General features: G+C 66.9%; 16 protein-coding genes. 13 read left to right on the top strand and 3 right to left on the bottom strand.

What is annotated here, in order from left to right; genetic code table 11:
* Positions 1 to 158 precede the first annotated feature (158 nt).
* The 9 genes from argS (at position 159) to NNX35_RS00470 (ending at position 12,180) form a co-directional block, all read left to right on the top strand.
* On the top strand, positions 159 to 1,808 hold the full coding sequence (gene argS, locus NNX35_RS00510; protein ID WP_255764647.1) for an arginine--tRNA ligase: 1,650 nt from the start codon (positions 159 to 161) through the stop codon (positions 1,806 to 1,808).
* Between the two features lie 3 nt (positions 1,809 to 1,811).
* On the top strand, positions 1,812 to 3,236 hold the full coding sequence (gene lysA / locus NNX35_RS00505; RefSeq protein ID WP_255866712.1) for a diaminopimelate decarboxylase: 1,425 nt from the start codon (positions 1,812 to 1,814) through the stop codon (positions 3,234 to 3,236).
* Between the two features lie 24 nt (positions 3,237 to 3,260).
* Positions 3,261 to 4,556 carry a homoserine dehydrogenase gene (locus NNX35_RS00500; protein WP_255866711.1) on the top strand — a complete coding sequence of 432 codons (1,296 nt, stop codon included), beginning with the start codon at positions 3,261 to 3,263 and terminating at the stop codon, positions 4,554 to 4,556.
* A 3-nt stretch (positions 4,557 to 4,559) separates the two neighbouring features.
* Positions 4,560 to 5,687, top strand: coding sequence for a threonine synthase (thrC, locus tag NNX35_RS00495; RefSeq protein WP_255764644.1), 1,128 nt, complete (start codon positions 4,560 to 4,562; stop codon positions 5,685 to 5,687).
* A gap of 9 nt (positions 5,688 to 5,696) precedes the next feature.
* On the top strand, positions 5,697 to 6,701 hold the full coding sequence (gene thrB / locus NNX35_RS00490) for a homoserine kinase (RefSeq protein ID WP_255866709.1): 1,005 nt from the start codon (positions 5,697 to 5,699) through the stop codon (positions 6,699 to 6,701).
* 394 nt (positions 6,702 to 7,095) lie between these two features.
* Positions 7,096 to 9,336, top strand: coding sequence for a transcription termination factor Rho (gene rho / locus NNX35_RS00485; RefSeq protein ID WP_255866708.1), 2,241 nt, complete (start codon positions 7,096 to 7,098; stop codon positions 9,334 to 9,336).
* A 144-nt stretch (positions 9,337 to 9,480) separates the two neighbouring features.
* Positions 9,481 to 10,560: a peptide chain release factor 1 gene (gene prfA / locus NNX35_RS00480; protein WP_229949524.1), complete on the top strand. Its 1,080-nt coding sequence runs from the start codon at positions 9,481 to 9,483 to the stop codon at positions 10,558 to 10,560.
* On the top strand, positions 10,547 to 11,467 hold the full coding sequence (prmC, locus tag NNX35_RS00475) for a peptide chain release factor N(5)-glutamine methyltransferase (protein WP_255866707.1): 921 nt from the start codon (positions 10,547 to 10,549) through the stop codon (positions 11,465 to 11,467). The genes prfA and prmC overlap by 14 nt, the downstream gene beginning before the upstream one ends.
* Entirely contained in the window at positions 11,464 to 12,180 is a 717-nt protein-coding gene (locus NNX35_RS00470) for an L-threonylcarbamoyladenylate synthase (RefSeq protein ID WP_255866706.1), read from the top strand. The genes prmC and NNX35_RS00470 overlap by 4 nt, the downstream gene beginning before the upstream one ends.
* On the opposite strand, the gene NNX35_RS00465 is transcribed toward NNX35_RS00470, so the two are convergent.
* Genes NNX35_RS00465 through NNX35_RS00455 form a run of 3 tightly spaced genes read right to left on the bottom strand, consistent with a single transcriptional unit; the run spans position 12,177 to position 15,041 of the window.
* Positions 12,177 to 13,151 (bottom strand): NAD(P)-dependent oxidoreductase, encoded by a 975-nt coding sequence (locus tag NNX35_RS00465; RefSeq protein ID WP_255866705.1) that lies wholly within the window; start codon positions 13,149 to 13,151, stop codon positions 12,177 to 12,179. The genes NNX35_RS00470 and NNX35_RS00465 overlap by 4 nt on opposite strands.
* Entirely contained in the window at positions 13,148 to 14,140 is a 993-nt protein-coding gene (locus NNX35_RS00460; RefSeq protein ID WP_255764638.1) for a glycosyltransferase, read from the bottom strand. Before NNX35_RS00460 ends, NNX35_RS00465 begins: the two co-directional genes overlap by 4 nt.
* Before the next feature lies 1 nt (position 14,141).
* The gene (locus tag NNX35_RS00455; RefSeq protein WP_255866704.1) at positions 14,142 to 15,041 is read right to left on the bottom strand and encodes a glycosyltransferase; all 900 of its coding nucleotides are present in this window, start codon (positions 15,039 to 15,041) and stop codon (positions 14,142 to 14,144) included.
* 157 nt (positions 15,042 to 15,198) lie between these two features.
* Between NNX35_RS00455 and NNX35_RS00450 the strand changes: the two genes are divergently transcribed.
* The 4 genes from NNX35_RS00450 (at position 15,199) to NNX35_RS00435 (ending at position 18,999) form a co-directional block, all read left to right on the top strand.
* Positions 15,199 to 17,130 carry a nucleoside-diphosphate sugar epimerase/dehydratase gene (locus tag NNX35_RS00450; RefSeq protein WP_255866703.1) on the top strand — a complete coding sequence of 644 codons (1,932 nt, stop codon included), beginning with the start codon at positions 15,199 to 15,201 and terminating at the stop codon, positions 17,128 to 17,130.
* A complete protein-coding gene (locus tag NNX35_RS00445; RefSeq protein ID WP_255862745.1) occupies positions 17,130 to 18,125 on the top strand; it encodes a glycosyltransferase family 4 protein in 996 nt (331 codons plus the stop codon). Before NNX35_RS00450 ends, NNX35_RS00445 begins: the two co-directional genes overlap by 1 nt.
* A gap of 123 nt (positions 18,126 to 18,248) precedes the next feature.
* Positions 18,249 to 18,731 (top strand): hypothetical protein, encoded by a 483-nt coding sequence (locus NNX35_RS00440; RefSeq protein WP_255764634.1) that lies wholly within the window; start codon positions 18,249 to 18,251, stop codon positions 18,729 to 18,731.
* Complete coding sequence (locus NNX35_RS00435) at positions 18,724 to 18,999, top strand: AtpZ/AtpI family protein (protein ID WP_255764633.1); 276 nt, start codon at positions 18,724 to 18,726, stop codon at positions 18,997 to 18,999. The genes NNX35_RS00440 and NNX35_RS00435 overlap by 8 nt, the downstream gene beginning before the upstream one ends.
* The last annotated feature ends 58 nt before the right edge of the window (positions 19,000 to 19,057 follow it).

Genomic DNA, 19,057 nt, shown 5'->3' with positions numbered 1-19,057 from the left:
CCGGACGGCACACACGACAGGCACACGCGTGGAAACCGGCCCGGGGCTCAACGGTTCCCTTTCATTACATCGCATCGTTGGTGCCGGTGCCGGATCCGCACAGCGTAAGGCCTGTCATACAAAACGGGACCCGTGCTGCACCCGGCTATGCTTAACCGGTGACTCCTGAAGAACTTTCCTCCGCCGTAACTGCCTGCCTCCAAGACGCCATCGATGCCGGTGACTTCAGCGTCGAGCTGCCGGGGGAGGTGCGCGTGGAGCGTCCGAAGAACCGGGACCACGGTGACTGGGCCACCAACATCGCCCTGCAGCTCTCCAAGCAGGCCGGCATGAATCCCCGCCAGTTCGCCGAGATCCTCAAGGGCCGGCTGGAAAAGATTGCCGGTGTTGCGAAGGTCGACATTGCCGGTCCAGGCTTCCTGAATATCACCCTCGACGCCGGTGCCGCCGGAGAACTCGTCAAGACAATCGTTGACGCCGGACCCGCCTACGGCACCTCGGAAATCCTCAAGGGCACCCGGATCAACCTGGAGTTCGTCTCCGCCAACCCCACCGGCCCCATCCACCTGGGCGGCACCCGCTGGGCCGCCGTCGGCGATGCGCTGGCCCGGGTCTTCCAGTCCCAGGGCGCGGAGGTCACCCGCGAGTACTACTTCAATGACCACGGCGCGCAGATTGACCGCTTCGCCCGCTCCCTGCTCGCCTCCGCCAAGGGCGAACCCGCGCCGGAGGACGGTTACGCCGGCGAATACATCGTGGACATTGCCAACCGCGTGCTGGCCGCAGAGCCGAACATCACCGAGCTGCCCGACGCCGAGGCGCAGGAACGTTTCCGTGCCGTGGGCGTGGACTTCATGTTCGGCGACATCAAGGAATCCCTGCACAACTTCGGCGTGGACTTCGATGTGTTCTTCCACGAGGATTCGCTGCACGAAAACGGCCAGGTTGCCAAGCTGCTGGAGCAGCTCAAGGGCTCCGAGAACCTGTACGAGAAGGACGGCGCCTGGTGGCTGAACTCCACCGCGTTCGGCGACGACAAGGACCGCGTGGTCATTAAGTCGGACGGCAACGCCGCCTACATTGCCGGTGACATTGCCTACATCCACAACAAGCGCGAGCGCGGCTTCGACCTGAACGTCTACATGCTGGGTGCGGACCACCACGGCTACGTAGCGCGCCTGAAGGCTGCCGCAGCCGCCCTGGGCCACGACCCGGAGTGCGTCGAGGTACTCATCGGCCAGATGGTGAACCTGGTCAAGGACGGCAAGCCCGTGCGCATGTCCAAGCGCGCCGGCACCGTGGTCACCCTTGAGGACCTGGTCGACGCCGTAGGCGTGGACGCCGCCCGCTACACGCTGGCCCGCTTCTCCGCCGATTCCAACATCGACGTTGACCTGGACCTGCTGACCAAGCGCAGCAACGAGAACCCCGTGTTCTACGTCCAGTACGCCCACGCCCGCACCCATGCCCTGGCACGCAACGCCGAGGCTGCCGGCGTCGACGATTCCGCATTTGACGCGTCGCTGCTGACCCACCCCACCGAGAGCGCACTGCTGGCCGCGCTGGGGCAGTACCCCGGCGTCGTCGCGCAGGCCAGTGCCTTCCGCGAACCGCACCGCGTGGCCCGCCACCTCGAGGTCATCGCCGGCACCTACCACCGCTGGTATGACGCCTGCCGCATCGCACCGCAGGGCGACGAGGAAATCACCGACACCAACCGCACCCGCCTGTGGCTGAACCTTGCCGCACGCCAGGTCCTGGCCAACGGCCTGGGCCTGTTGGGAGTCTCCGCACCCGAACGGATGTAATTCATGACTGCTTCACCCCTGGCTCCCGCATGGCTGAGCCACCCGGAAGACAACAACGCCCTCCGCCCGCAGATGTGGGCGCAGGACGTGGTGCGCGGCGACAGCGGTGAGCTGGAGATCTCCGGCATCCCCGTCTCCCGGATCGCCGAGGAATTCGGCACCCCCGTGTTCGTGATGTCGGAAGCGGATTTCCGTGCCCGTGCCCGGGACTTCAAGGACTCCTTCGACGCTGCGTTCGCGGGGCTCTGCGGGGGAGTGGATGTCTACTACGCCGGCAAATCCTTCCTCTGCACCGAGGTGGCCCGCTGGGTCTCCTCCGAGGGGCTGCGCCTGGACACCTGCTCCGGCGGTGAGCTGGCCGTGGCCCGGCGTGCGGGGCTCCACGGCAGCCAGCTCGGACTGCACGGCAACAACAAGTCCCTGGCCGAGCTGACCCGTGCCCTGGACATGGAGCTGGGCCGGATTGTGGTGGACAGCCTGGGCGAGCTGGAAATGCTCGGGAACCTGGCCGCCTCCCGCGGTGAACGCGCCAACGTCATGCTGCGCCTGACCCCCGGCGTGCATGCCTCCACGCACGAGTTCATTGCCACCGCCCACGAGGACCAGAAGTTCGGCCTGTCCATGGTGGCGGACCCGGAGCTGGACGGGATGTCCCCGGCCATGGCCGGCGTGGAAACCGCGCTCAAGCACGACGGCGTGAACCTGGTGGGCGTGCACTGCCACATTGGTTCGCAGATCTTTGAATCCGCCGGGTTTGAACTCGCCGCCCGCCGGCTGCTCGGTTTCCTGTCCGAGGTGAAGCAGGGCTACGGCGTCGAACTGGCCGAACTGGATCTGGGCGGCGGCTACGGGATCGCCTACACGGAGGCAGACGCCCCGCGCCCGCCGGCCGAGATCGCCAACGCGATGGCCGCCGTCGTCGGCAGCACCTGCACCGAGCTGGGACTGGCGGTTCCCCGGATCTCCATCGAGCCCGGACGCGCCATCGTGGGCCCGACCACCTTCACGCTCTACCGGGCAGGCACCACCAAGACGGTCCGGGTGGACACGCCCGACGGCGGCACCTCGCCGCGGCGGTATGTTTCCGTGGACGGCGGGATGAGCGACAACGCCCGGCCCGTGCTCTACGGGGCGGACTACTCCGCCGTGCTGGCTTCGCGGACCTCCGAAGATGACGCGGTTATTTCGCGCGTGGTTGGCAAACACTGCGAAAGCGGCGACATAGTGGTGAGGGACGCCTACCTGCCCGGCGACGTCACGGCGTCGGACCTGCTTGCCGTTCCGGGCACCGGCGCCTACTGCTGGGTCCTGTCCAGCAACTACAACTACCTGACCCGGCCGCCCGTGGTGGCCGTGCGGGACGGCGCCGCGCGGCTGATAGTCCGCGGCGAGACCGAAGACGACCTGCTGGCCCGGGACGTTTCCTAATTCTTAGAGGAGTTGGCACAACATATGAAGACCCTGAAAGTAGCCCTGCTGGGGTGCGGAAACGTGGGTTCGCAGGTTGCCCGGATCCTCATTGACGACGCCGCGGACCTCACCTCACGCCTCGGCGCGCGGCTGGAGCTCTCCGGCATTGCAGTGCGCAACGTCGATGCTCCCCGCGACGTGGATCTGCCTGCGGAACTGTTCACCACTGATGCCGGGACCCTGGTCCGCGGCGCGGACATTGTCATTGAGCTGATGGGCGGCATCGAGCCGGCCCGCACCCTGATCCTGCAGGCGCTGGAGTCCGGCGCCGCCGTCGTGACCGGCAACAAGGCCCTGCTCGCCGCAGACGGCGCCGCCCTCTACGAGAAGGCCGACGCCGCCGGTGTCCAGCTCTCCTATGAGGCCGCCGTAGCCGGGGCCATCCCGATCCTCCGCCCCATCCGGGACAGCCTCTCCGGAGACCGGATCACCAAGGTCATGGGCATCGTCAACGGCACCACCAACTACATCCTCGATGCCATGGATTCCACCGGAGCCCAGTTCGCAGATGCCCTGGGCGAGGCCCAGCGGCTTGGCTACGCCGAGGCGGATCCCACCGCAGATGTGGAGGGGCACGACGCCGCCGCGAAGGGCGCCATCCTCGCCTCGCTGGCCTTCCACACCGGTTTCGACCTCTCCGCCGTTTCCTGCGAAGGCATCAGCTCGGTTACGGCTGAGGACATCAGCGCCGCCAAGGAAGCCGGGTTCGTCATCAAGCTGCTCGCCATCGCCGAGAAGTTTACGGACACGGACTGCACCGAAGGCGTCAGCGTACGCGTGCACCCCACCCTGCTGCCCCGCCTGCATCCGCTGGCCGCCGTGCACGGCGCGTTCAACGCCGTGTTCGTCGAAGCGGAAAACGCCGGTGAACTGATGTTCTACGGCCAGGGCGCCGGCGGTGCGCCCACCGCGTCCGCCGTGATGGGCGACGTCGTCACCGCCGCCCGCAGGCTCGTCCTGGGCGGTCCCGTTCCCGCCGGCCGTCCGAGCGGCTCGCTGCCGGCGCTGCCGCTGGCAAAGGTCACCACCAGCTACTCGATCGGCTTGGAAGTGGCCGATCAGCCCGGCGTCCTGGCCGCCGTCGCCCGGGTGTTCTCCGAGCACGGTGTCTCCATCGAAACCATGCGCCAGACCATCCACGGTGAAGGGGCCAGCGCCGAGCTGCGCTTCGTCACGCACCGTGCTTCCGAGGCCGCCCTCGCGGCCACCGTCGAGGCCATCAAGGGCCTGGACGTCATCAAGAACGTCAAATCCGTCCTGCGGGTAGAAGGAGTCTGAGCCGTGGCTCACCAATGGCGCGGCGTTATCCGCGAATACGCCGACCGTCTTCCGGTCACCGAGAGCACCGAGGTCATTACCCTCGGCGAGGGCGGTACGCCGCTGGTCCGCGCGAAGGCGCTGTCCGAACTGACCGGCTCGGAGGTGTACCTCAAGGTCGAAGGCATGAACCCCACCGGGTCCTTCAAGGACCGCGGAATGACCATGGCCATGACCGCAGCCGTGGAATCCGGCGCCAAGGCAGTGGTGTGCGCGTCGACCGGCAACACCAGCGCATCGGCCGCCGCCTATGCGACGCAGGCGGGCATTACCTGCGCCGTGCTGGTGCCGGACGGCAAGATCTCCATGGGCAAGCTCAGCCAGGCCATTGCGCACGGCGCCCAGCTGCTCCAGGTCCGCGGCAATTTCGACAACTGCCTGGAGGTGGCCCGCAAGCTTGCCGAGGCCTACCCGGTGTTCCTGGTGAACTCCGTGAATCCGGCGCGCATTGAGGGCCAGAAAACCGCGTCCTTCGAAGTGGTGGACTACCTCGGCGATGCCCCCGACTACCACCTGCTGCCCGTCGGCAATGCCGGAAACATCACCGCCTACTGGAAGGGCTACTCCGAATACGCGAAGCCCTGGACCAACGTGGCCGGCGAGGAACTGGCGCCGGTGGCCACCAAGACGCCGCACATGTGGGGCTTCCAGGCCGAAGGCGCCTCGCCCCTGGTGAAGGGACATCCGATCACCGATCCGGACACCATTGCCACCGCCATCCGGATCGGCAACCCGGCCTCCTGGGACCAGGCGATTGCCGCCCGCGACGAATCCGGCGGCCTGATCGAAGCCGTCACGGACACCGAAATCCTCGACGCGCACCGCTGGCTGTCTTCCCGCGAAGGCGTGTTCGTGGAACCGGCCTCCGCCGCGGGTGTGGCCGGGCTGCTCAAGAAGCATGCCGCAGGGGAAGTCCCCGCCGGCAAGACCATCGTTATTACGGTCACCGGACACGGCTTGAAGGACCCGCAGTGGGCACTGCGCACCGCCGACGGATCCGACGTCGAACCCACCAAGGTGGACTTCGACGTTGTGAGCGTGGCGGCAGCGCTGGGCCTGGAAGCGGCGCAGCCCGCCGGATCCGGCAAGTAGGGCTGAAGCATGCAGGTGGATCTGCCCGGCGGGCCGCGCTCCGGTTCCCGCTCCGTTTCCCGCACCGGTTCCCGAACCCTGGCGCCGGGGCAGGACGTGACCGTGACCGTGCCCGCAACGAGCGCCAACCTGGGCCCGGGGTTCGACTCCCTGGGGCTGGCGCTCACGCTGTATGACACGGTGCGGGTGCGCACCTCCGCGGAGGAAGGCGTTTTCGTCGAGGTTGCGGGGGAGGGTGCCGGAAACGTTCCCCTGGACTCCTCCCACCTGGTGGTCCGCACCCTGCTGTCCACCCTGGCTGCCGCCGGATACAGCGCCCGGGGGCTTCATTTGAGCGCAGAGAACGCTATTCCGCACGGCCGCGGACTGGGCTCTTCGGCGTCGGCTATTGTGTCCGGCGTCCTAGCCGCGAATTCCCTGCTGCCGGCCGAATCCCGGCTCGATGCCGCAGGCCTGCTGCACAGTTGCTCGGCGCTGGAGGGCCACCCGGACAATGTTGCTCCCGCACTCGTCGGCGACCTCGCGATTTCCTGGGCGGACGACGGCGTTTTCCGCTCCGTTCGGGCCTCGGTCCATCCCGATGTGGTTCCCGTAGTCGCCGTACCGGCCGTGGAACTCTCCACCGAGAGTGCCCGCGGCCTGCTGCCGGCCACCGTGGCCCACCGGACCGCAGCGGCCAACGCGGGCCGTGCCGCGCTGTTGATCCACGCCCTGACCGTGGATCCGTCGCTGCTGCTCGAGGGAACGCAGGACGCGCTGCACCAGGAGTTCCGGGCACCCGCGATGCTGCCCAGTGCCCGGCTGCTGCAGTCACTGCGCTCAGCGGGATTCGCCGCCGTGATTTCCGGTGCCGGTCCCACAGTGATGTGCCTTGCCGACGGCGAGGAGGCCGCTCTGGAAGCGGAGCAGGCAATGACCAAACATTTGCAGGCAGCGGAATACGGCGAAAATTGGCGTGTTCTGCGGCTTGGTGTCGAGCGAGATGGTGCTAGAGTGGAAGGGCACCAGCGGTAATTTTTCCGTCCTGTGCTCCCGCAGGTAGCCGTCCATTTCGGGCCGCCCCGGGCTTTAGTTGAAAACACTTTGCCGCCGTCAGGTGTGATTGCACCCGTCCTGCGGTGATTTCCGTTGATTCAAATGCCCACCCGCGGAGGCACAGTCTCCGGTGCAGCCTTCAAAGGAACCGCCAAGAAGCGGCGTGTCCCGCTTGAATGCCGCGTGTTCGGCAGCGAAGCTGACCAGACTCTGCGTGGATTCTTCTTTACAAAAGGCACCCAGCAGATTCGCCTTTCTCCGGCCATCGGGCCGGTAGTAGGCGAACCCTGACCCAATGTCTGATTTTGGGACCAGGGCCAATCACCGCGGCCGGCATTGCGCCGGACCGCCCGACGAGGGGGAAGGATCCTTCGTGACAGATACCACTAGCCTGACTGCAGGCGTGGATTCAGCATCCGCCGGTTCAACCGGCGAGAACGCATCAAAGAGCGCCGGCCTTGCAGGCCTTAAGCTCGCGCAGCTCCAGGCGCTTGCCGGCCAGCTCGGCATCACCGGGGGTTCCCGCATGCGTAAGGGAGATCTGGTTACGGCCATCTCCAACCACCAGCGCGGCGGCGCAGTAGCCGACCGGCCGGTCCGCGGTTCCCGCGGCGAGGCCGGCGACGACGCAGCCAAGGGTGCTTCGGCGCCCGAGAAGGCGGCAGCAGCACCCGCGGAGCAGTCCGCAGAGGCCGAGACGACCCGCCCGACGCGTACCCGTAACCGCAACCGGCGTGCAGCCAGTGACGGCGTCGTCACTTCCGCCCCCGCGGAAACTGCACCGGCCGAGGCACCGGCACCCGCCGCCTCGCCGGAAGCAGAAGCGGCTCCGGCCCGGAACCGCGAGGCACGCGAAGACAACGGACGCGAAGAGGGCCAGCGCGAGCGCGGCAACCGCCGCAGCCGCAACCGCCGCAGCGATTCCAACGAGTCCAACGGAACCGTCAGCAACGCTTCCGCCGAGGCACCTGCAGAGGACGCTTCCAGCAGCGGCGCTGCCAACAAGGACGCTGCCAACAGCAACGGCGCTGCCAACAACGGCGCTGAGGCCCGGACCCAGGGCGACGACGAGCGCGGCGAACGCCGTGAGCGCCGTGACCGCAACCGCTCGGACCGCGACAACAACCGTGACAACGGTGGCAACCGCGAGAACAACCGCGACCGCGAGAACAACCGTGACCGCGACAATAACCGTGACAACGGTGGCAACCGCGAGAACAACCGCGACCGCGACAACAACCGCGACAACGGTGGCAACCGCGAGAACAACCGCGACCGCGACAACAACCGCGACGACAGTGACGAGAACGGGCGCGGGCGTAACCGCCGCAACCGGAACCGCAACGAGCGCAATGACCGCAATGACCGCGGCGACCGGAACGATCGTTTCCGCGACCGCAACGAGCGCCGCCGCAACCGCAACCAGAACCCCGAGGTCGACGACGTCGAGGTCACTGAAGACGACGTCCTGCTGCCCGTGGCCGGCATCCTCGACGTCCTGGAGAACTACGCCTTCGTACGGACCTCCGGTTACCTGCCGGGCCCGAACGATGTCTACGTTTCCCTCGCCCAGGTGAAGAAGTACAACCTGCGCAAGGGCGACGCCGTCGTCGGCGCCATCCGCGCCCCGCGTGAAGGCGAAAACCAGGGCGGAAACCAGCGCCAGAAGTTCAACGCACTGGTCCGCCTCACGTCCGTCAACGGCAAGCAGGCCGAGGACAACAAGGACCGCGTGGAGTTCTCCAAGCTGGTCCCGCTGTACCCCTCCGAGCGTCTGCGCCTGGAAACCAATGCCAAGGTGATCGGCCCGCGTGTCATCGACCTCGTGGCTCCGATCGGCAAGGGCCAGCGCGGCCTCATCGTTTCCCCGCCGAAGGCCGGAAAGACGCTGATCCTGCAGGCAATTGCCAACGCAATCACGATCAACAATCCTGAGGTCCACCTCATGATGGTCCTCGTGGACGAGCGTCCCGAAGAAGTCACGGACATGCAGCGCACGGTCAAGGGCGAGGTCATTGCCTCCACCTTCGACCGCCCCGCCGATGACCACACCACTGTTGCCGAACTCGCCATCGAGCGCGCCAAGCGCCTGGTGGAAATGGGCAACGACGTCGTGGTGCTGCTTGACTCCATGACCCGCCTGGGACGTGCCTACAACCTGGCCGCTCCGGCGTCGGGCCGTATCCTCTCCGGCGGTGTGGATTCGTCCGCACTGTACCCGCCCAAGCGTTTCTTCGGTGCTGCCCGCAACATCGAAAACGGCGGCTCGCTGACCATCCTGGCCACGGCCCTGGTGGAGACCGGGTCCAAGATGGACGAGGTCATCTTCGAGGAATTCAAGGGCACCGGCAACATGGAGCTGCGACTGTCCCGCAACCTTGCGGACAAGCGCATCTTCCCGGCCGTGGATGTCAACGCGTCGGGTACCCGCCGCGAAGAGAACCTGCTCTCCCCGGATGAAGTCAAGATCATGTGGAAGCTGCGCCGGGTCCTGTCCGGACTGGACACCCAGCAGGCGCTGGAACTGCTCACCGGCAAGATCCGGGAGACGCAGTCCAACGTCGAGTTCCTGATGCAGGTCCAGCAGACCACCCTGGGCACCAAGGACAACTAGCTGCCTTACGAGCCGCTCATGCCCCCTCCCGCTGCACGCGGGCAGGGGGCCTGGGCGGCTCGTTCGTTAACGCCCGGGGACCGACGGGCGCGCGAACCGATAAACTTCCATGTGGGAAACCCAGCTGAAAGAGGAATCTAGAACATGTTTGAGTCCATACAGGGCCTGTTGGATGAGCACGCTGAACTCCAGCTGCGCTTGTCCGACCCGGCAGTGCACGCGGACCAGGGCCTGGCCCGCCGGCTGGGACGGCGCTACGCCGAACTCAGCCGGATTGTGGATGCCTACAACCGTTGGCACGGACTTGAGGATGACCTGGCCGCCGCCGCCGAAATGGCGGATGAGGACCCGGAATTCGCCGCCGAGGTACCCGTGCTTAAGGAGCAGCTGGAGGACGCGCAGGAGAAGCTGCGCCGCCTGCTGATTCCGAGGGACCCCAATGACGGACGCGACGTCATCATCGAGGTCAAGGGCGGCGAAGGCGGCGACGAAGCCGCCCTGTTCGCCGGCGACCTGCTGCGCATGTACACCCGCTACGCCGAGCACCGCGGCTGGCGTACGGAAATCATCTCGGCCACCGAGTCGGACCTGGGCGGCTACAAGGACGTTGCCATGGCCATCAAGGGCAACTCCAACGATCCGGCAGAAGGCGTTTACGCACGCCTGAAGTATGAAGGCGGCGTGCACCGCGTGCAGCGCGTTCCCGTCACGGAGTCCCAGGGCCGGATCCACACTTCGGCTGCCGGCGTCCTGGTGCTGCCCGAAGTGGACGAGCCGGAAGAAGTCGCGATCAGCCAGAACGACTTGAAGATCGACGTCTACCGCTCCTCCGGTCCCGGCGGACAGTCGGTGAACACCACCGACTCGGCCGTGCGCATCACCCACCTGCCCACCGGCATTGTGGTGGCCATGCAGAACGAAAAGTCGCAGCTGCAGAACCGCGAAGCAGCCATGCGCGTGCTGCGCTCACGTATCCTCGCGCACGAGCAGGAAAAGATCGACGCCGCGAACTCGGACATCCGGAAGTCGCAGATCCGGACCATGGACCGCTCGGAGCGGATCCGGACGTACAACTACCCGGAAAACCGGATCGTGGACCACCGCACCGGCTACAAGGCCTACAACCTGGACACCGTGCTGAACGGCGAGCTTGAGGCAGTGGTGCAGGCAGCCATTGAAATGGATGAGCAGGCACGGCTGGACGCCATCGGTGACGAAAGCTAATAGCCCCACCGGTTCCGCGGCCGGTGCCGGCGGCACCCTGGCCGACGCGCTGCGCCGTGCGACGGCGGAACTCGCCGCCGCCGGAGTACCGTCACCGCGGGTGGACGCCGAGCTGCTCGCCGCGCACCTGCTGGGCGAAAGCCCCGGACGGATCCGGGCGCTGGCCTTCACCGACGTGCCGGCACCCCGGGGATACGCCGCACTGGTGTCCGAACGGGCCGCCCGGTTGCCGTTGCAGCACCTGACGGGAAAGGCCCATTTCCGGTACCTGGAACTGGCCGTCGGCCCCGGAGTCTTCGTGCCGCGGCCGGAAACCGAAACGGTGGCGCAGCTGGCGATCGATGCTGCGCGCCGGGCCGGCTCGGCCAAGGTCGTGGACCTCGGCACCGGCTCCGGCGCCATCGCGGCTGCGGTGGCCTCGGAGGTTCCCGCAGCCGAAGTGCATGCCGTGGAGCTGAGCCCCCTCGCCTTCGCCTGGGCGGAACGGAACCTGGCTCCGCTGGGCGTCCACCTGGTCCTGGAAGACCTGCGGACCGCCCTGGCCGGCCACGAAGCCAGCTTCGACGTGGTGGTGTCCAACCCTCCGTACATCCCTGCCGAAGCCGTCCCGAACGAGCCGGAAGCCGCCGAGCATGATCCGGCCATGGCGCTGTACGGCGGGGGAGCGGACGGCCTGGAACTGCCGATGGCCGCAGCACGGACCGCGGCGCGGCTGCTTGCCGGAGGCGGCTACTTCGTGATGGAACATGCCGAAGTGCAGGCGCCGGCCATCGCCCGGCTGCTGGCCGGCGATCCGGCCTGGACCGATGTCCAATCCCACCGGGACCTCAATGACCGCCCGCGGGCGACGTCGGCTGTCCGACGCTCCGCATCGGTGGCATCCACTAGTGAAAGAATATTGCCGTGAGCACCAGTTATGACTGCAGTAACCCCGAAGAACTCAGTGAGGGCCTGGCGGCAGCCCAGCGCGCCATAGCCGCCAAATCCTGCGTGGTGCTTCCCACCGACACCGTGTACGGAATCGGTGCCGACGCTTTCTCCCCGCAGGGAGTGGCTACGCTGCTCGCGGCCAAGGGACGCGGCCGGAGCATGCCCCCGCCCGTGCTGATCCCGCGCCTGGAGACCATGGACGGCCTGGCCACGGACATTTCCGAAGACGCCCGCAGCCTGGCACGTACGTTCTGGCCGGGCGGGTTGACGCTGATCTTCCACGCCCAGCCGTCCCTGAGCTGGGACCTGGGCGACACCATGGGGACCGTGGCGCTGCGGATGCCCGACGACAGTGTGGCCTTGGACCTGCTGGCCGCCACCGGGCCGCTGGCTGTGTCCTCGGCCAACCGCACGGGATCCCCGGCCGGACAGACCGCGGCGCAGGCACGCGAACAACTGGGCGAATCCGTGGAGGTCTATCTGGAAGCCGGACACCGTCCGGTGGCCGGCAGCGACGGAGTGCCGTCCACCATTGTGGACGCCACCAGCGAGCCGATGCGGGTGGTGCGCAGCGGTGCGATCAGCACCGCAGCCCTGCGCGAAGTGGTTCCGGGAATCCTGGATCTGGATGAAGAACCCGCAGCGGGCGGCACTGCGCCCTCCCTGGCCAAAGACCAGAAACCGGTTTAGTTCCGGGAGGCTGCCAGGACCTCGCGGACGCGGGGTTCCGGGACGTTGCCCGTGGCCTCGGCCCAGCCGGGCTCCTGGCGCTGCCCGAACCACATCATCTCCACGCGGCGCAGTGCTCCGTGCAGCCGCTCCCCGGCCAGCGAGGAGACCGCATAGCCGGACCGCAGCGCGAGACGGCAGGCCCAGACCGGCAGATGCGCCGGCCGCCGACCGCCTGCTGCTTCAAGCACGGAGGACACCGATGCCTGTTCCCAGGGCTGCAGCACCACTGCAGGAACCGGGCCCGTGTGGGAGCCTACCCGCAGGACGAAGTCGACCAGGGAATCTACTGAACTTACCGGGCTGGGTGCGGTTCCGGGCCCGGCAACGGATGCCAGCGGCGAGGCCGCGAGCCGGCTTAGCTTAGCTGTGGTCGCCCGGCCCGGTCCCTGGACCGAGGTGGCGCGGACCGTGGCAACGCTGCAGGACCCGCCGTGCCGGGCGGAAAGGACCTGTTCGCCGAGTGCCTTGGAACGGGAGTAGGCCGAAAACGGTTCCACATGCGGGCTTTCGTCCAGGAACGGACGGTGCCCCTGCACCGCGGCGCTGCTCAGGTGTACGAACCGGCGGACACCGGCGGCGTCAGCGGCATCGGCGACCAACGCAGGCAGCAGCGAGTTCGCACCCCGGAGCTCGGGGGAGTCCGCGGCTCCCGGCGTCGCCAGTCCGGCAGCATTCACCACGACGTCGACCCCCGCGAAGGCGTCGGCCAGCCGGCGGCGTTCCGTGTCCAGCGCTGCGGCCTCCGCAAGCAAACCGGCTACGTCCGAGGCATCGGTACGCAGCCGGGGAGCGGAAACGGCCCGGACCTCGACCCCGCTTGCAGCCAGTGCGGAGCGGACGGCCGAACCGATGAAGCCGGTGCCGCCGAGGACCGCCCACACCGAGGGTGTGCCGGAGGAAGGGACGGGTTCGGGAGAAGGAGTGCTCAAACCTGCTGCTTTCGTGTTTCCGGTGATGGCTGCCCGGGCGCGGACAGCGGGGCCATCGGGGACCAGGACCGGTCCCGGAGGATGCGTCGGGCACCGCGCCAGCCGGCCCAGAGGCGCCCGGCGCCCCGCAGCGAATGCTCCACGGCAACCAGCCTGAGCAGTTCCTTCCCTGCGGTCAGGAAGGTCCCCAGGGCGAATCCGAACCGGTGATACCGGCCGTGGACCTGGAGGTACCGGGCGGTATGGCCGCGGTTGCGCATGGCAGTGAAGCGGCCAAGGTCGCTGGAATCGTTGAGGTGGCGGATGCCGAGGTCGATCTGTCTCTGCACCCGGACCTTGCGGAGCACGAAATCATTGACGTAGGCCACCGGCCGGTCCAGGGAGGCGAGCCAGCCGTAAACCACATCGTCGCCGTTGATGAAGTAGCGGGCATCCGGCAGGCCTATCCGGCGCACCTGGCCGGCGCTGATCAGCATTCCCTCGAAGCAGCCCACATTGGTGTCGAAGACGGGGGAGTCGCGGAAAACGTTGCCCGGCACCGGCAGGTGCACGCCCAGGAACGGGACGAAGCGGTGCTGCCAGAAGAACGGTTCCCCGCCGGCGTCGAACCGCCGGCCGTGGATGCAGTCGTAGGTCCCGGTCCACTTGCTCAGCGCAGCCACGGCACCCGGGAGGACCTCGACGTCGTCGTCCATCAGCCACAGCCACTGCGCGCCGGAGTCCAGGGCGGCCTCGACACCGGCTGCGAACCCGCCGGCCCCGCCGGTGTTGGTCTCCAGCCGCAGGACGGACAGCGGGACGGGGAAGCCGGCACGGGCTGCTTCCAGGACCCGGGGAGTCTCATCGGTGCTGGCATTGTCCACCACGACAACCGCCGCAGGTGCGGGGTCGAGCCTTTTGATGCTCTCCAGCAGGCCGGTGAGGTAGCCGGAGCGGTTGAACGTCGTGATGACGATCGTCAGCGGGGCCGGTTCCTGGACGACGTCCACGTTAGAACCCGAAGTCCGACGGCGGCCCGAAGCGGCGCCCGCCCATGCCGGCCGCGTAGGCGCGCAGCCAGTTGGCGAAACCGCGGGGATCCCGGGTCCTGGCGAAGTGGATGGGGTAGCCCACGGCATCGGCCACGAAGGACTTCACCCTTGTGTAGCGGCGGGTGAGGTAGCCCCGGTTGCGGTAGAAGTAGAACTGCTTGAACGGCGTCTCGGGGACCAGGACGTGCATCCGGTCGCCCAGGACGGGCTGCACTTCGGCCCAGGCCGCCGGGTGCGTCAGGGCCACCGTGGTGACGGTGGCGAAGTCGATGCCCGCCCGGCGCAGCCGGATCATGAAGTCCGTCTCGTCGCCGCGGATAAACAGGCGAAGGTCCGGCAGTCCCACCCGGTAGAAGACGTCGGCGCGGATCAGGGCGCCGTTGAAGAAGTGCCCCACATTGGGCAGGAACCCGCGGGCGGCAACTTCGGCCCGGTCATGGGTCAGCTTCCCGTCGAGGCGGAAATGGAAGGACAGCGTGTCCGGTGCCCCCGGGGCAACCACTAGCGGCAGGACGACGTCGAGGCCGCGTTCCTTCGCTGCAGCCAACAGGGTGGCGACGCATTCGGGATCTTCGGGATGGGCGTCGTCGTCCATGATCCAGATCCATTCGGCGCCGGAGGCCATGGCTGAAAGGATGGCGAGCGAAAAACCGCCGGCTCCGCCCAGATTGGTGTTTGACCGGATGTAATTAACCGGCGCCGCTGAAGCTTCGGCGATCTCCGAAACCGGGGTCCTGCCGGAGTCCACGAGGGCCACGGACGTGATGTTGCCGCTCTGCGCGGCCAGTGCCTCCAGGAGGATCTTCACATCGTCCGGACGGTCGAAGGTCACTGCTGCTACGGCCACGGAGTCCGGCAAGATGGTCCTTTCAGGCAACCCGGGGGATCGGCCAAGACCGAAACCGGAGAGGGTGTGCAGTTAGTATGCTGAATAGATTCCAGTCTATTACACCGGATTCTTCCGCCAGCTCTTCGCATCACCGAGAAGAAAGCCGGGTACCTACCCGTTGAGGACCATGAGGCAAAAACCTACGGACAACAGTCACCTTCCCAGGGAGGAAAAGCCCGTCCTGTGGCTCTGGTCGCAGTATGTGCTGGACTCCCTGGCCTGGATCGTGTCCATCGGCCTCGCGCTGGTGCTCCGCTACGAACTCACTGTCGAGCAGATCAACCCGGGCGGACTGGCCGTCTTCTGCGGCGTCGCCGTCCTGACCCAGCTGATAGTCGGCTATTCGTTTGCCCTCTACCGCGGCCGCTACAGCTTCGGCAGTTTCCACGAGATGCGGCTGCTGGCGGTGGTGACGCTCATTGTCTCCGCCATCCTGGTCCTCGCAAGCGCCTTGTTCGGCCTCGTGATCGATATCCCGCGCAGCACCGGAATGATCGCCTTCCCCTTCGCCTGCCTGTTCATGGCGGCAATCAGGTACGTCAAGCGGATGTACGTGGAGAGCAAGGCCCGGCCGGGGGAAGAAGCCCAGCGTGCCCTTGTGTACGGCGCGGGATTCCTGGGCGGTTCCCTGGTCTCACGGATGATGAAGGACCCGGAGTCGCCGTACTACCCGGTTGGCCTGGTCGACGACGACCCGTCCAAGAAGCACCTGAGGCTGGCCACTGTTCCGGTGCTCGGCAAACTCGTAGACCTTCCCGAACTGGTGCAGCGGACCCGCGCCATGGTGCTGGTGGTGGCCATCGCCGATGTGGAAGCGAAGCAGGTCCGTGAGATTTCCGATCTCGCCGAAGGCCTGGACCTGCGCGTCCTGGTGCTTCCGCCGCTCAAGGACATGCTCTCGAAGGGCGACGGCGCCGGCCTGGGCGACTTCCGCGACGTGGCGGTCGAAGACCTCATCGGGCGCCGGCCGGTCGACATCCATGTGGACGAAGTTGCCGGCTACCTGTCCGGGAAGAAGGTCCTCGTTACGGGAGCGGGCGGTTCCATCGGCTCCGAACTCTGCCGCCAGATCACCGCCTTCAATCCCGGCGAACTGATCATGGTGGACCGGGACGAGACCGGCCTGCAGCTGACCCAGCTCTCCATCACCGGCCGCGGCCTGCTGGACGGCCCGGATACGGTCCTGGCGGACATCCGCGACCCCGAAGCGCTGGAGCGCATCTTCCGCGAACGCCGCCCCGACGTCGTTTTCCACGCCGCTGCCCTGAAGCATGTCTCCCTCCTGGAGCAGTACCCGCAGGAAGCCTGGAAGACCAATATCATCGGCACCGCCAACGTGCTGGCTGCGGCCCGCAAAGCGAACGTGCGCCATTTCGTGAACATCTCCACTGACAAGGCGGCGAACCCCACCACGGTCCTCGGCCATTCCAAGCGCGTAGCCGAAAAGCTGACGGCCTGGATGGCTCGCGCCACCGGGGAGCGGTACGTCTCCGTGCGGTTCGGCAACGTGATCGGCAGCCGGGGCTCCATGTTGCCGTTGTTCAGCGAACAGATCCGGCAGGGCGGACCGGTCACCGTGACCGACCCGGAGGTGACCCGCTTCTTCATGACGATCCCCGAGGCCTGCCAGCTGGTGATCCAGGCCGGCGCGATCGGCCGCGGGGGAGAGGTGATGATCCTGGACATGGGCGAGCCCGTGAAGATCCTCGACGTCGCCCGCCGCATGATCGCGATGTCCGGCAAGGACATCGAAATTGTCTTCACCGGACTGCGCCAGGGCGAAAAGCTGCACGAGATCCTCGTCGGCACCGGTGAAGAGGACTCCCGTCCCCTGCATCCGAAGATCTCCCACGCTGCGGTTGCCGTGCTGGATCCCGAGGAGTTGGACCTGGCTGACTGGCTGCGGCGCTGCGGGATCGAACCCGGGAGCGTGCCGACGGACGGGGCAGCAACCGATGCCGGCGAGATAGTGCGCATTCCGGGTGCCCGCCATCCCGGCGCCCCGGGTGACGCCGCAAATGAGCCCGGAGAACCCTACAGCGAACGGCGGACCGGCTGATGCTGCTGGTGCTGTGCGCCGCTGCGGCTTTCCTGGCGAGCCTGCTGCTGCCCTTCCTTTTTATCCCCCTGCTGCGCCGGCTGGGTGTCCTCGACGTCCCCAATGAGCGGTCTTCGCACACCAAGGCAGTCATCCGCGGGGTGGGTGCAACCACTGCCGCCGGCGTCCTGGCCGGCCTCCTGCTGGCGCTGCTGACAGGGCTGGTGGCCGTTGACCGTTCGGTGCTTGCCATTCTGATCGCCGTGATCGGCGCGGCATCGCTGCTGGGCTGGATCGAGGACTGGCGCGGCGTCTCCGTCCGGACCCGGGCGGCCACCCAGCTCGCCATCGGCCTGCTTGGAACGGCCGGACTGGCATGGACCATGGAGCAAAGCTGGTGGTGGGTTCCCGTGGGCGGCCTTGCAATAGCGGCCTACATCAACGTCGCCAACTTCATGGACGGCATCAACGGAATCTCCGGGCTGCATGGACTGGTGGTGGGTACCCTGTACTCCATCAGCGGCGTGCTGTCGGACCACGTCTGGCTGACTGTTACGGGAGCAGTGGTGGCCGCGGCTTTTGCCGCCTTCCTGCCCTGGAACCTCGGCAGGGGGCAGGTTTTCCTGGGCGACGTCGGCAGTTACCTGCTCGGGTCATCCATCGCCGGTGTTGCAGTAGCTGCCTTCCTCGCAGGCGTGTATGTGGAATACCTGCTGTTTCCGATCCTGGTCTATTTGGCCGACACCTTCTCCACGCTGCTGCGCCGCATGGGCCGGGGGGAGCGGTGGTACACGGCCCACCGCCAGCACGCCTACCAGCGGCTGACCGACGCAGGTCTGAGCCACGTACAGGTGTCGCTGATCGTCACCGGCTGTACCGTAGCCGTCGGCGTCACCGGGCTGCTCACTGCGGGTGCGGGTGCCGGCGCGACGGCTGCCGGGGTCCTCTTCGCCGTCGCAGTGCTGGCTTTTTACCTGGCCTCGCCGCGCCTGTTCGCCCGGCGCACGGTGGCCTGATCCGCGGCTATGCGGCCCCTGCCAGAGGCGTCTTCTATGTACTGTAGAATTCAAGGGTCGCGGTAGCCCGGCACCCACGAAGCGTCCGGCTCCAAAAAACCAGCAAGGAAGACTGCCTCCACCATGAGATCCGCAGATGGTTCCCGCCCCGGCGGGTTCCTGACCCCCTCGGGGCCAACGAAGGCCCCCTGGTTGGCGATTCTCGGGAAGGCCCTTGCCGTGACCGGCGCCGCCGCCGTCCTGGCCGCAGTCGTGGCTGCTCTCACGGCGGATCTGTCTGCAGCGGCGAGCTCCCTTCTGGGGTGGTTCGTTATTGCCGCATTCTTCGGAATCAGCCTCCTGGTCGGCCACGTCGTCGGACGCAGCAATCCCTCCGGAGCCATCGGAATGTTTGTCGTTACCTATGCCATAAAGGTTGTCGGTTTCGCCGTCATTCTTTTCGGACTGGGAACTCCTGATTGGCTGCACCGTGAATGGTTTGCCCTGACCGCAGTCGGCGCAGTGGTCCTCTGGCAGGCGGCGGAAATCCGCGCCTTTTCGACTACCCGTCACCTGATTTACAACGATGCTGACGATTCCAGTCCCCAAGGAGGCGCAAATGCCTAAAAAACAGCCCTCCACCGGCCCGGGTGCTTTCGAGCCGCCTGCCGCCGGCCGCCGCGCAACCGTGCAGTATCTGCTTGCGGGAATCATCGCCCTGGGTTTGATAGGGTGGAGCCTGGATAGTCTCCTGGGAACTCGCTGGATTTTACCGGCCGGTATCGTCCTGGGTGCGGTCTGCGGCTACTATGTCGCCTTCGCACACAGGCGCACCTTGGGTGCGGACCGACCCGTCACGGGCGGAAAACAGCCGGATACGGATAAATCGAATTGATTTCACAAAACCGAACTAATGGGCGCACATCATGCGTGCCCACCAATGATATGCCCAA

The sequence above is a fragment of the Arthrobacter sp. zg-Y844 genome (assembly GCF_024385465.1).
Lineage (GTDB): Bacteria > Actinomycetota > Actinomycetes > Actinomycetales > Micrococcaceae > Arthrobacter_B.
This window is presented reverse-complemented; position numbering and strand designations above follow the sequence as displayed.

Coding starts and splice junctions, on each gene's coding strand:
- lysA (WP_255866712.1), top strand. CDS start 1,812: ATGACTGCTTCACCCCTGGCTCCCGCATGGCTGAGCCACCCGGAAGAC.
- NNX35_RS00500 (WP_255866711.1), top strand. CDS start 3,261: ATGAAGACCCTGAAAGTAGCCCTGCTGGGGTGCGGAAACGTGGGTTCG.
- thrB (WP_255866709.1), top strand. CDS start 5,697: ATGCAGGTGGATCTGCCCGGCGGGCCGCGCTCCGGTTCCCGCTCCGTT.
- prfA (WP_229949524.1), top strand. CDS start 9,481: ATGTTTGAGTCCATACAGGGCCTGTTGGATGAGCACGCTGAACTCCAG.
- NNX35_RS00450 (WP_255866703.1), top strand. CDS start 15,199: ATGAGGCAAAAACCTACGGACAACAGTCACCTTCCCAGGGAGGAAAAG.
- NNX35_RS00445 (WP_255862745.1), top strand. CDS start 17,130: ATGCTGCTGGTGCTGTGCGCCGCTGCGGCTTTCCTGGCGAGCCTGCTG.
- NNX35_RS00440 (WP_255764634.1), top strand. CDS start 18,249: ATGAGATCCGCAGATGGTTCCCGCCCCGGCGGGTTCCTGACCCCCTCG.
- NNX35_RS00435 (WP_255764633.1), top strand. CDS start 18,724: ATGCCTAAAAAACAGCCCTCCACCGGCCCGGGTGCTTTCGAGCCGCCT.